Source organism: Salegentibacter tibetensis, from assembly GCF_020164485.1.
Classification (GTDB): domain Bacteria; phylum Bacteroidota; class Bacteroidia; order Flavobacteriales; family Flavobacteriaceae; genus Salegentibacter; species Salegentibacter tibetensis.
Genome location: NZ_JAIQZA010000029.1, coordinates 39,791 through 53,808 on the forward strand (window position 1 = coordinate 39,791; position 14,018 = coordinate 53,808).

Genomic DNA, 14,018 nt, shown 5'->3' on the forward strand with positions numbered 1-14,018 from the left:
GTAAGGGTTGTCTGAAAAGGTCTAATTTCGTCAAGCTGACTTATCAACACCTTAGATCTCCGATTAAATTTGCGGAGTAAGCTCTCAAATAAATCCGCCAGATCGGACGGGCAGGTTCAGGATGCCGATTTAAAAACTTTTTCGACATCCGGTTTTTTCTTACATGCTATTGAGTCTGGATTTTCAGGTTTTAATTTTATATTAGGGGATTCAAAAACATGTTTTTTCTATGAAAACTTACTTTTATTCTCCTCTACTTATTTTATTTTTTGTGTCTTTTGGCCTTATGGCCCAGAATATCAATAAAGAGGATACCCGGCTGCTCTCAAAGCCGGCTATAAGTGATACTCAAATCGCTTTTATTTATGCTGAAGATCTCTGGGTGGCAAATAAAGATGGTTCTTCACCAAGAAGACTTACAGTAGATGATGGGATTGAATCCAACCCTATTTTTTCGCCAGACGGAAGCTTAATTGCTTTTAATGCAGAATATGACGGAAATACAGATGTCTACGTAGTTTCATCTGAAGGCGGTATTCCCGAACGTTTAACCTGGCACCCAGGGAGTGACCAGGTGCGCGATTTTACCCCGGATGGTTCTTCGGTTCTTTTCGTCTCACAGCGAAGCGTATTTACAAACAGGTTTGCTAAACTATTTGAAGTTTCTGTAACTGGTGGCCAGGTTAAAGAACTGGAGATTCCTAATGCATTTTGGGCAGATTATTCTGAAGATGGGAGGTACATTGCTTATACCCCTCTTTACGAAGTTTTCAATCAGTGGAAATATTACCGTGGGGGCACGGCTTCTCGTATCTGGATCTACGATACAAATGATCACTCTGTTACAGAAATTCCAAAACCTGAAAGCGGGAGTAACGATACGAGGCCTCAATGGCTGGGAGATAAAGTGTACTTCAGAAGTGATAGAAATGGGGAATTCAATCTATATAGTTATGACATGAATTCCGAAGAGGTTACTCAACATACAAATTATGAAGATTTCCCGGTGCTGGATCTTTCCGCCGGCGATAATGAGATCATTTTTGAACAGGCGGGTTACCTTCACACTTTTAATCCTGCTAATAATAGCACCACAAAACTACAGATAGGCATCGCGACAGATCTTCTTGAATTGCGACCACGTTTTGTAAAAGGTGATGAGTATATACGCAGTGCTTCAATTTCTCCCACAGGAGCCAGGGTGGTGATGGATTTTAGGGGAGAGGTGGTTACGGTGCCCGGCGAGAAAGGGGATGTTGTGAATATCACTTCTACCCCGGGTGCACATGAAAAATATCCCGTTTGGTCTCCAAATGGGAAATTCATCGCCTATTTTAGTGATGAAAGTGGTGAATATGCTCTTCACGTCCACGATCAAAGTGAACAAAAGGAGCCACAGAAATTCGAACTTGACGGTACCGGTTTTTATGCCTATCCGCGCTGGTCGCCAGACAGTAAAAAAATTAGTTTTGTAGATAACGGACGTAACCTTTATGTGCTCAATACAGACTCCGGCCGGGTAACAAAGGTATCTGAAGATGAACGCTACATGCCGGGGGTTTTCAGGGATCTGTTTGGTAGCTGGTCTCACGATTCAAACTGGATAAGTTATACGGTAGTAACAGGAACAAGCTTTGAACAGGCGTATGTATATTCTCTTTCTGAAAACAAATCCTATCCTATTTCAGATGGCTTTTCCAGCGTTTCCAGCCCGGTGTTTGATCCCAGCGGGAAATATTTGTACATGCTTGCTTCTACAGATGCCGGTCCCGTTGTGAACTGGTTTGATCAATCTAACCAGGATATGGAAATGACCAGTTCTATCTACCTGGTCACTTTACAAAAAGATGTTGAATCTCCCTTTGCAAGAGAGAATGATGTTGAGAAGATAGAGCAGGCAGAGAAGGAAGAGGAGAAAAAGAAGAAAGCTGAAGAAGAAGACAAAGAAATCAAAGCCCCTGACCTTAAAATTGATTTTGATGGGATAGAAAACAGGATTGTGGATATTCCGGTTCCTGCAGGGAAATATGCATTTTTAAGTTCACCAAAGGAAGGAAATCTGTATTATTTATCCTATCCTCCTCACGTGCAAAACAAAGGTACTTTAAATATGTATGATCTTAAGGAAAGGGAGAATAAGGAAATAATGCCTGCAACTTCCTATGAGATTTCAGCAAATGCTAAGATGATACTTTATAAGGCAGAAGATAAATGGGGAATAGCTGAAATTGAAAAGATCGAGGAAAAGCACCCTCTTAATACCGGGGATATCCAGGTAAAAATTGATCCTTTAGCAGAGTGGCCAAACATTTTTAATGAGGCCTGGAGGGTTAACAGAGACTATTTTTACGACCCTGGAATGCACGGGGTAGACTGGGATGCGATGAAAGAAAAGTATGAGCCATTTATAGATGATGTTGCATCTCGCAGCGATCTCTATAGGGTGATGGAATGGATGTTTAGTGAACTTGGAGTGGGGCATCACCGGTTTTCCAGCAGGGGAGATAAACTTCATTCCCAGGAATCTATTAAGGGTGGTCTTTTAGGTGCAGACTACAGTATTGAAAACGACAGGTATAGGTTTAAAAAGATCTATGGAGGACTTAACTGGAATCCTAATTTGAGATCCCCTCTTACCGAGCCGGGAGTTGATGTGCAGGAGGGCGATTATATCCTGGAGGTTAATGGTAGAGAGTTAAAAGCTGATGATAATATTTATAAATTCTTTGAAAACACTGCCGGTAATATCGTAATGCTGACGGTGGGTCCCAATCCTAATATGAGAAATTCGCGAAAAGTGAAAGTAACCCCCGTAGAAAATGAAGGGGCTTTGAGAAATCGCGACTGGGTAGAAGGTAATATTAAAAAAGTACATGAAGCCACCGACGGCAAAGTAGCTTATGTGTATGTACCCAATACAGCCACTGCGGGACATGAATATTTCAAACGCTATTTCTTTCCGCAGGCGAATAAACAGGCTATCATCGTTGATGAGCGTTTTAATGGTGGAGGCCAGCTGGCAGATTATGTGATAGATATCCTTAAAAAACCAGAGCAGGCGCATTGGAGATTCCGCTATGGAAAAGATCTTAAATCGCCAAGTGCTTCAATACAGGGGCCTAAGGTGATGATTACAGATGAAACTGCAGGTTCCGGTGGGGATTATTTACCGTGGATGTTTAGAAAATTTGATTCAGGCACTATCGTAGGGAAAACTACCTGGGGAGGCCTGGTGGGAGTTCTGGGTTACCCGGAATTTATAGATGGCGGCTCTGTTACCGCACCAAACGTGGCTTTTTATACTGAAGAAGGTTTTAGGGTGGAGAACGAAGGAGTGGCTCCAGATGTGGAGGTAGAACAGTGGCCGGAAGAGGTGATTGAAGGTAAAGACCCTCAATTGGAAAAAGCCATTGAGATCGTTCTAAAACAACTGGATGAAAATCCTCCGGCTGAAGTGCCTTCCCCGGAATACCCGAAAAAGGGGAATAATTAGCAATCTGATTTTAAACCTATTTTTTTAACAGAAGTTTCTAGACTGGTAATTAATCGGTTTCAGAGAAAAGAATACATAAATACAAACAAAAAATGACAAAATTTTCACCCCTTTACCTGTTTTCAGTTTTACTTTTTTTCTCCTGTAACAATAATAGTAAAGAGTCTTATGACCTTGTAATTTCCAACGCTTCTATTATAGATGTTGAAAATGATAAAGTAATATCAGGACAAACTATTTTTATTTCTGAAGATGAAATTGTTGAAGTTGGCGATAACCGCGATAAGGATTCTTATACCTCAAAAGAAGAAATTGACGCTCAGGGAAAATTTGTAATGCCAGGGCTTTGGGATAATCATGTTCATTTTAGGGGAGGCGACACCTTAATTCGGGAGAATAAAGATTTACTGCCGTTGTTTCTAGCTTACGGGATTACCACGGTTAGAGATGCCGGCGGTGATATAACTCCCAGTGTTCTGAAATGGAAAGATCAAATTGACAAAGGAGAATTAGACGGGCCAACAATTTTTAGTTCGGGTCCCAAACTTGATGGTGATCAACCCGCCTGGCCGGGATCCATAAAAGTTTCAGATTCGAGTGATATTGAGGCTGCACTGGATTCTGTTGAAAAACTGGAGGTAGATTATGTGAAAATGTATGACGGAAATCTTTCTGCAGAAAATTACTACGGAATTATAGAAGCAGCTGAAAAGCGCGGATTAAAAACCACCGGGCATATGCCAATGAGCGCCGATTTTATGAAAGCGATATCTCTTGGCCTTGATGGTGCCGAACATATGTATTATCCGTTAAAAGCTTGTTCTCCCGCTGCAGACAGCCTTACAAAACTTAATCTTGGCTATGGAATGATAGAGCCTTTAATCGATACCTACGACCCGGAACTTGCCGATGAGGTTTTCGCAAAAATGAGTGAAGAAAACGTATTTGTAACACCGACGCTTTATATTGGAAAAACCCTGGCTGAAATTTTGGAAGTAGATCATCAGCAGGATTCTTTGTTAAATTATATTGGTTCGGGAATTGAAAAAACCTATCAGGGTAGAATTGAAGGCGCAAAACGAGCAAAAGCATCGGGTAGTAAGATGCGTGAAAAAATGGAAGAAATAAGCACTAAAATGATAGGGCCTATGCAAAATGCCGGTGTAAAAATTTTAGCTGGATCAGATTGCGGGGCGTTTAATTCTTATGTGTATCCAGGGGAATCTTTGCACGGGGAATTGAGTGCTTTAGCGGGAGCAGGTTTAACGAATGCTCAGACATTAAGAACTTCTATAGTTAATGGTCCGGAGTTTCTTGATCTTGAGGATAAATATGGTAGTGTGAAAGAAGGAAAAGTTGCCGATCTCTTACTGCTTGAAAAGAATCCTTTGGAAAACCTGCAGAACCTGCAGGAGATTACAGCGGTAGTGAAAAATGGGAAGGTGATTAACCGCGAAGATCTAAGGAATATGCTTCAGAGTGTTAAAAGACAAAATGGTTTGGAAAATGAATAGCCCCGGTAGTGATTAGCCACCGGGTAATATTTCGGAGCTGAGATTTTGAATATAATAGGGGAAATCCCCCACTCCGTGAATCATACAATCCCTTATCTTTAGTTAAAAAGAGAGTGTTATGAAACAGAATGGACTTATGGGGTTGGTATTTTTACTTTTTAGCTGTAGTTTAAGTGGAGAGATAAATGGAGTGGTAGATATGGTTGTGAATAGCTATACCGAAGAATGTGTGGGCGAAATGGAAGGAAATTGCCTTCTTGTACAGGAGGGCGACCAAATAGGTACAGAAGACTGGAGTCTGTTCTATTATGAAGACAGTATAATAGGTTTCGATTATGAGCCCGGTTATATTTACCATTTAAGGGTAAAGAAGAAGAAAATAAAAAACCCTCCTATGGATGGCTCCTCAATCTCCTACAGATTGGTGAAGATAGTTTCCAAGGAGAAGGTTTAGATTGTTATAAATCAACCTTATTTGAGGGAATAATACGGTGATTTCTGCAACTTATTTCAGGTTAAATATTTAGCCTTTAGTCTTGTATCCTGGGGCTTTACTCTTATTTCTTATTATACCTGAATTTTTCAAATCTTGCTTAACTTGCAAAGAAAAAACGCACTTGCCAAGATCCAGGAAATCATTAGAAGCCAATAAAGTTACTTTTCGGGGGAGTTTTGCATCCCTAAAATTTGTTCCTCGTTTTTTTAAAGAAATCAGGAAAGTAAATCCTTTGCTGTTTTATGCTAATTTACTGGCCAGAACCGTAAATGCAGTGCTACCGGTAATTATCCTGTGGGTAGGTAAATTAATTATTGACGAAGTAGTTTTACAAATTTCCGCTGAAAGCCAAGATCTGGATAGATTATGGTTGTTGGTGGCGGTCGAATTTGGACTTGCGATTTTATCAGATCTAATGAGCAGGGCGATTAGCCTGAGTGATGCGTTATTAGGCGATCAATATGCTATTGATACTTCTGTGCGTATTATTAAAAAAACTTCGGAATTAAATTTAGATCAGCTGGAGGATTCCGAATTTTACGATAAGCTGGAACGTGCCCGCCAGCAAACCACAGGCCGGGTTGGACTTATGTCTAACATTCTTACCCAGGGCGAAGATCTGGTGGTTATTTTTTCTCTTTTGGCCGGAGTTGTGGCTTTTGAGCCCTGGCTTATCATTTTACTGGTTGTTTCGGTAATCCCGACTATAATAAACGAGATAAAATTTAGCGGCACCAGTTATTCCCTGGCTAGAAGCTGGACACAGGAACGCCGCGAACTGGATTATTTGCGTTATGCCGGCGCCAGCGATGTGACGGCAAAAGAGGTGAAGTTATTCGGACTTTCAAATTACCTGGCAGCTCGTTTTAAAAATCTCTCCGACACCTATTATTTAATGAGTAAAAAACTGGCAAAGCAACGTGCCGGGTGGGGCTCTTTATTTAACGTGATTGGTACGGGCGCTTATTATGGCGCTTATCTCCTAATTGTATTTAGAACCGTGGCGGGAATTTTTACGCTTGGTGATCTAACTTTCCTTGCGGGATCCTTCAATAGGCTACGCTCTAAATTACAGGGATTTTTTACCCGGTTTACGGCAATTACTGAAAGCGCGCTTTATCTTCAGGATTATTTTGAATTCCTGGATCTTAAATATTCCGAGGAAACTTCGGAAGAAAAATTATCGCTTCCGAAGAAAATCAAAAAAGGATTTGAATTTAGAAACCTTGGATTTAAATATCCAAAATCTGAAGCCTGGGTAGTGCGAAATATTAATTTTGAATTAAAAGCAGGTGAAAAACTGGCTTTTGTGGGAGAGAATGGCGCCGGCAAAACCACGCTCATTAAATTGTTACTCCGTTTTTATGAACCTACGGAAGGGGAAATTCTGCTAGACGATATTCCGGTAAAACGATATGATCAAACCCAATATCAGCAGTATTTTGGAGTGATTTTTCAGGATTTTGTGAAGTTTGAATTGACCCTTCGGGAAAATATTGCGATGGGTGAAATTGAAGAAATACAGAATCAGCAGCGTATAGACAGCGCTGCTGAGAAAAGTCTGGCCAATGAAGTGATTTCTGAAATGCCGCGAGGTTACGACCAGCAATTAGGAAAACGCTTCAAGCAAGGCAAAGACCTTTCGGGCGGGCAGTGGCAGAAGATCGCAATTGCCCGGGCTTATATGAAAGATGCTGAGGTTTTAATTTTAGATGAACCCACATCTGCCTTAGATGCCCGCGCAGAAACCGAAGCTTTCGACCGGTTTATTAAACTAACCGAAGGTAAGACTGCTGTGATTATTTCGCACCGCTTCAGTACGGTAAGAATAGCTGATAGGATTATGGTTTTAAAGAATGGTGCCGTGCTGGAAATTGGAACTCACCAGGAGTTGATGCAGAACGATAAGCTTTATGCAGAATTGTTCAACTTGCAGGCGCAGGGCTACCAGTAAATTAGCTCAGTGGCAAAGAAAGTCTGGATCTTAAGTAAAGTATTCTGAGCCGGATAAATATCTTTATGCTTATCCGTTTAGAAACCTAAAAACAGTTTTTGTCACCCTGAGACCCGTGATAAAAAATTTTATCTAGCGGAGGGAAATGACAGATAAATATGATCTTACTGAATTTTTAATTAAGCCTGAAATAGATTAGTGTTCTGTTCTTTTTCCATTGATGAAAAAGAACCAAAAAATCTAGGCTTACGAAAATGGATCTAAATTTTTCGTTCGATGTCTAAATTTTCTGAACTCGCGGGAAAAGTAGGAGTAACGAGAAAATGACGTTTCGCTCAAACAGCATAAAATTTAAACGACATCTCACTTCTAATTTCACGATCAATTTTCGATAGGCCGCTTATATTTCTATTGTGTATTTATAACTATTCCTATAACTTTCTAATAAATAATAAAATCTATCTCTGTCAATGGTAGCCTTTCGACTTCGCTCAAGACAAGCTTTAGTCGAAGGGTCAAACAAAAACGTCTCGCCTGCCCGCCAGTACCTAGTCGGGCTGGTGCTCGACGTAACACTTTATTTCAATTTTACCTTCTGGGTCTCTTCGCGGATATACAAATATCTTTCTTTAAAATGCTGTTTAATACGAAAAAATTAGCTTTAAGGATTTCATGGAGGCAAAAGGACTGGTTTTTAAGAAAAATATTGAGTTATTTTGTATATTGGACTTCAAACAAGCGACAGCCTATTAATCCTGCTTGTAAAATTAAATACCTTTCCTTTATGAAGAAATTTCAATTACTGCCTGTATGGCTTTTATGCGTCTGCTCTATTAGTGGATTTAGCCAGGAAAAGCTTTCAGAAACAAAACAAAAAATTGTTAAAACCGTGGAGACCCAGGAATCTGAACTGATTAGCTTGAGCGATGAGATCTGGGCATTGGCCGAGACGGCCTTTGAAGAAAATGAATCGGCAAAGTTGCTTGCAGACTATGCAGAGAACGAAGGCTTTACCGTAGAGCGCGGTGTAGCCGGAATACCAACAGCTTTTGTTGCAACTTACGGCTCGGGAAAACCAGTTATAAGTGTACTCGGAGAATTTGATGCCCTCCCGGGAATTTCCCAGAAAGCCGAACCTGAAAAATCACCCCTTCAAGAAGGAGCTGCCGGCCACGGCTGTGGGCATAACCTGTTTGGCGTTGGAAGCCTGGGAGCTGCTATTGCCGTGAAAGAATTGATAGAAAGTGGAGAAATAAGCGGGACAGTAAAATTTATTGGCACACCCAGTGAAGAGAAATATTTTGGGAAGATATGGATGGTGAGAGAAGGAATTTGGGATGATGTAGATGTAAATATAAGCTGGCATCCTTCTGCTTCTACTAAAGCCGATGTACAGAGTTCCCTTGCATTGGTAGATTTCTTAGTGGAATTCTCCGGTCAGGCAGCCCACGCCTCTGCCGATCCCTGGAACGGTCGCAGTGCTTCAGATGCGCTGGAACTTTATACCACCGGGATAAATTATTACAGGGAACATGTGCAGCCAACAGTGCGTATGCATTACCACATCCAGGACGGAGGCCAGGTAGTAAACGTGGTGCCCGATTATTCCAAGCTTTGGGTGAGAGTGCGTGATACCAAACGCTCCGGAATGATGCCGGTCTATGAAAGGGTAAAAGAAATGGCACAGGGAGCAGCTATAATGGCAGATGTTGAGGTAGAAGTTTCTTTAATTTCCGGAATCTACGAAACCCTTGTCAACAGGGCAGGCGGAGAAATTATGCAAAAGAACCTTGAGCTGCTGGGGCCAATAGAATATACCGAAGAAGAGATTAATTTCGGGAAAAAAATTCAGGAAGGTACTGGCAAAAAACAGGTAGGGATGGACAGTGAAATAAAACCCCTGGAAGAAACAAAGGAACATCCCGGCGGAGGTTCTACAGATGTAGGGGATGTTAGCTGGAACGTTCCAAACATCAACCTGGGCGTAACTACCGCGCCAAAAGATACTCCATGGCATTCCTGGGCGGTTGTGGCTTGTGGCGGTATGAGCATTGGCCACAAGGGAATGAGCTATGCGGCCAAGGCAATGGCAATGACTATGGCAGATCTTTTTCAAAACCCAGAGCAGGTAGAAAAAGTAAAAGCTGAGTATATAGAACGTAAGGGAGATGAAGTTTACGAGGCCATTATCCCACCGGGACCACCACCAATCCCCAACACTTCTGCTGCAGCAGGAAATTAGAAAAAAATATTTTCATTAAAAAACCTGTCCTTTTAAATAAAGCGACAGGTTTTTTATTTTTAGGTATATTGAAAAAATGAATTTAAACCATTATGCAATTTTTGGAACCGATTTTTCTGTAAAAGAGAGATGGATGCAAGAACTTTTAGAGGAAAAGGCTCCGGTTGAATTAGGAGAATTGCAGGGAAAAAAAGGCCTGCTGTTTTCAGAAGTGATTTTAAATGAATTTATAGCTGAAGATTATAGACACGGGAATTCAGCGTTAATTCAAAATGAAAATCGCTCTTTCTTTAAGAACATTTTCAAGTGGGGAAAAAAGAAAAGCTTTTTTAAAGTATTTATTAAACCAAAAACCTGATTTCCTGGTTTTGGACAACCCTTTTGATAGTCTGGATAAAGATTCAGTAACTGATTTAAAGGCGAGACTAAAGCAAATTTCAAAAACCACCACTATTATTCAGGTTTTTAATCGAAAAGAAGACTTATTACCTTTTGTAGGTTCAATTTTGAAAGTCGAAGACGAACAGCTTGTAGAAATTATTGAGACTTCAGAATTTTTGAAAAGTCAAAAGGAAACCAATTTTTCCAAAATAAAAACTGTTCCGCCTGCACCGGAAACTTTTCAAGGAATTCCGGAAGTTTTAGTGGAGATGAGAAATGTTTCAGTTAGTTATGAGGAAAAACCGATTTTAAAAAATATTACCTGGCAAATTAAAAAAGGTGATTTCTGGCAACTTACAGGGTCTAACGGTTCCGGGAAAACCACCCTGCTTTCTATGATCTATGGTGATAACCCCAAGGCTTACGGCCAAGATTTGTACTTGTTCGGAAACAAAAAAGGCAGCGGTGAGAGCGTGTGGGAAATCAAAAGGAAGATCGGTTATTTTTCTCCAGCGCTTTCCGAGCTTTTTAGCAGAAGAAATACTGTATTGGAAATGCTAATTTCAGGTTTAGTAGATAGCGTTGGGTTATATCAAAAAACGAGTGACAAAGAAGTCAGGTTGGCCAGAGAATGGCTAAAAGCCCTGGGTATGGAGGGTAAAACGGGAAACATTTTTACAGATTTATCTGAATTGGAGAAAAGAATGGTTTTGATTGGCAGAGCTATGATCAAGCACCCGCCTTTGCTAATCTTAGATGAACCCACCACCTCACTGGACGATAAAAGTACACTTGAAATTACTTCGCTTATTAATCTTATTGCAGAAAAAAGTGAAACCGCAGTAGTTTTTGTGTCGCATAGAACAGAGAAAGGTTTGCAACCAAAAACTGTTTACCGTTTAATTCCTTCAAAGAATGGATCAAAAGGGGAAATACTCGTAGAATAATTGTGGAAAAAAATGAATAACTTCCAGAGATAATTTTCCTTTAAAATATGGGATTCTGTACTTTAGCGGGAAATAAAATTAAAAATTTTGGCAGCCAAGAAATCCCCTAAAGTTACTCCGTTAATGAAACAATACAATGCCATTAAGGCTAAGTATCCTGATGCCTTGTTGTTGTTTCGGGTAGGTGATTTCTATGAGACTTTTGGGGAAGACGCGGTAAAAACCGCACGGATTTTAAATATTATCTGTACTAACCGTAATAACGGGAGCGAGCGGACTGAGTTGGCTGGCTTTCCGCATCATTCTTTAAATACTTATTTGCCAAAACTGGTAAAAGCAGGGGAGCGGGTGGCCATTTGTGACCAGCTGGAAGATCCTAAAATGACCAAAACCATAGTAAAGCGTGGCGTGACCGAACTGGTAACTCCCGGTGTGGCTTTAAGCGATGAGGTGCTTCAGAGTAAATCGAATAATTTCTTGTGCGCTATTCACTTCGGAAAGAAAATCTTTGGGGTTTCATTTTTAGATGTTTCCACGGGTGAGTTTCTTACCGCGCAGGGAAATTCAGAATATATAGATAAGTTACTTCAGAATTTTAGTCCCAGTGAGGTCTTGATCCCGAAGAAAAATAAGAAGGATTTTAAGCAAATTTTCGGGGAAGATTTTCATACATTTTACCAGGAAGATTGGGTTTTTAAACAGGACTTCGCCTACGAAACACTAAATGAACATTTTCAAACCAAATCTCTAAAAGGTTTTGGCGTGGAACACCTGGAAGAGGGGATTATCGCCTCGGGTGCGATCTTGTATTATTTAGCCGAAACCCAGCATCGAAAGCTGCAGCATATCACGGCGATAAATCGAATCGCAGAAGAGGAATATGTGTGGATGGATCGCTTTACCATTAGAAACCTGGAGTTGTATCATTCTAACGCTGCCAACGCAGTGACTTTGCTGGATGTGATAGACAAAACCATTTCACCAATGGGCGGAAGGCTTTTAAAACGCTGGCTGGCGCTTCCTTTAAAGAACGCCGATAAAGTAAAAAAGCGGCACGAAGTTGTTGGATTTTTACTGGAGACCCCTTCAGTTTTAGCTGAAATTCAACAAAACATCAAAAAGATTAGCGACCTGGAACGACTTATTTCTAAAGTCGCCACGGGAAAAGTAACACCGCGGGAGGTACTTCAGCTTAATCATTCCCTGCAAGCTGTTATTCCAATAAAAGAACTTGCACTAAAAAGTAAGAACGAAGCCATAAAAGTGATTGGTGATAATTTACATTCCTGCGAGGTGCTACGAAGTAAAATTACCGAAAGCCTGCACGAAGACGCCCCGGTAAATATTTTAAAAGGAAATTGTATAGCTGAAGGTTTTTCGGAAGAGCTTGACGATCTTAGAAAGATAGCTTTTTCCGGGAAAGATTATCTTGATAATATGCTCAAACGGGAAACTCAGAATACAGGGATTTCTTCTTTGAAGATTGGTAGCAATAACGTGTACGGCTATTATATTGAAGTCCGCAACACACATAAAGATAAGGTTCCAGAAAGCTGGATTAGAAAACAGACTTTGGTTAACGCCGAGCGCTACATTACCGAAGAGTTGAAAGAATATGAAGCGAAGATTTTAGGTGCTGAAGAAAAGATTTTACACCTGGAACAACAACTTTTTGGCAAGTTGGTGATCTGGATGAATGATTATATTCAGCCGGTTCAGCAAAACGCTCAGCTTATTGCCCAATTGGATTGTTTATGCTCTTTTGCGCAGCAAGCTAAAACAGAAAATTACTGCAAACCTGATATTGAAGAACACCACGACCTGAATATAGAAGAAGGTCGCCACCCGGTTATTGAAAAGCAACTGCCCATTGGGGAAACTTATGTGACCAACAATGTCACACTGGACAGGGAAAACCAGCAGGTAATTATGATTACCGGGCCAAATATGAGTGGTAAGTCGGCTATTTTGCGCCAAACAGCGCTTATCGTCTTAATGGCTCAAATGGGAAGTTTTGTGCCGGCAAAAGCGGCTAATATCGGTTTGGTAGATAAGATCTTTACTCGTGTTGGCGCCAGCGATAATATTTCTATGGGTGAATCTACTTTTATGGTAGAGATGAATGAAACCGCAAGCATCCTAAATAATATTTCTAACCGTAGTTTGGTGCTTTTAGATGAAATTGGGCGCGGAACCAGTACTTACGATGGGATTTCTATTGCCTGGGCTATAAGTGAATATTTGCACGAACATCCTGCAAAACCTAAAACCCTTTTTGCAACGCACTACCACGAACTGAACGAAATGTGCGATACTTTTGAGCGGATAAAGAATTTTAATGTTTCGGTAAAAGAGTTAAAGGATAACGTACTATTTCTTCGGAAGCTGGTTCCCGGAGGCAGCGAACATAGTTTTGGGATTCACGTAGCCAAAATGGCCGGAATGCCGCAGCAGGTTTTGCACCGCGCTAATAAGATTTTAAAAAAGCTTGAAAAATCGCACAAAATGCAAGATTCCGGGGAAGTTTTAAAAAAGTCGGCGGAAGAAGAAATGCAGCTTAGTTTCTTTAACCTGGACGATCCTATTTTACAGGAATTAAAAGAGGAGTTGCTACATATAGATATTGATACGCTTACTCCTGTAGAAGCTTTGATGAAACTGAACGAGATTAAAAGAACGCTGGTAGGGAAGGAAAAGGCTAAAGCGAAGGCTTAGCTTTACTTAACATTTGTCATTGCGAGGAAGGCCATAGCCTGACGCGGCAATCTGTTCTTTTAAACTTCTACTTCTTGCTAAACAGCTAGTTATAATGGTATTACTTTAGCAGGATTTTATAAAGATGATTTTTTATTTCAGATTTTTTTTCATTGTTGTCCGGTAAAACCGGGATTTAAATTATTCATCAACTTAAGTTGTTGATATTGAGATGTCATATTTCTGTTTTTTAAAAGTAAGCCCCCTTTATCTCTGGGAATAGAGAATTCTGATATT

The 14,018-nt window shown here is 40.5% G+C and carries 8 protein-coding genes; all 8 read left to right on the forward strand.

Going from position 1 to position 14,018, the window contains the following annotated elements; translation table 11 throughout:
• Positions 1 to 229: 229 nt before the first annotated feature.
• On the forward strand, positions 230 to 3,493 hold the full coding sequence (locus tag LB467_RS14130; protein WP_224474698.1) for a S41 family peptidase: 3,264 nt from the start codon (positions 230 to 232) through the stop codon (positions 3,491 to 3,493).
• Between the two features lie 92 nt (positions 3,494 to 3,585).
• On the forward strand, positions 3,586 to 5,007 hold the full coding sequence (locus LB467_RS14135) for an amidohydrolase family protein (protein ID WP_224474699.1): 1,422 nt from the start codon (positions 3,586 to 3,588) through the stop codon (positions 5,005 to 5,007).
• Positions 5,008 to 5,125: 118 nt separating this feature from the next.
• Complete coding sequence (locus LB467_RS14140) at positions 5,126 to 5,461, forward strand: DUF4377 domain-containing protein (RefSeq protein ID WP_224474700.1); 336 nt, start codon at positions 5,126 to 5,128, stop codon at positions 5,459 to 5,461.
• A 163-nt stretch (positions 5,462 to 5,624) separates the two neighbouring features.
• Entirely contained in the window at positions 5,625 to 7,457 is a 1,833-nt protein-coding gene (locus LB467_RS14145) for an ABC transporter ATP-binding protein (protein WP_224474701.1), read from the forward strand.
• Between the two features lie 784 nt (positions 7,458 to 8,241).
• A complete protein-coding gene (locus LB467_RS14150; protein WP_224474702.1) occupies positions 8,242 to 9,699 on the forward strand; it encodes an amidohydrolase in 1,458 nt (485 codons plus the stop codon).
• A gap of 76 nt (positions 9,700 to 9,775) precedes the next feature.
• Entirely contained in the window at positions 9,776 to 10,057 is a 282-nt protein-coding gene (locus tag LB467_RS14155; RefSeq protein WP_224474703.1) for a hypothetical protein, read from the forward strand.
• Between the two features lie 10 nt (positions 10,058 to 10,067).
• Complete coding sequence (locus LB467_RS14160; RefSeq protein ID WP_224474704.1) at positions 10,068 to 11,027, forward strand: ABC transporter ATP-binding protein; 960 nt, start codon at positions 10,068 to 10,070, stop codon at positions 11,025 to 11,027.
• Positions 11,028 to 11,150: 123 nt separating this feature from the next.
• Positions 11,151 to 13,742, forward strand: a complete 2,592-nt coding sequence (gene mutS / locus LB467_RS14165) for a DNA mismatch repair protein MutS (RefSeq protein WP_394371798.1) — start codon at positions 11,151 to 11,153, stop codon at positions 13,740 to 13,742.
• Positions 13,743 to 14,018: the final 276 nt, after the last annotated feature.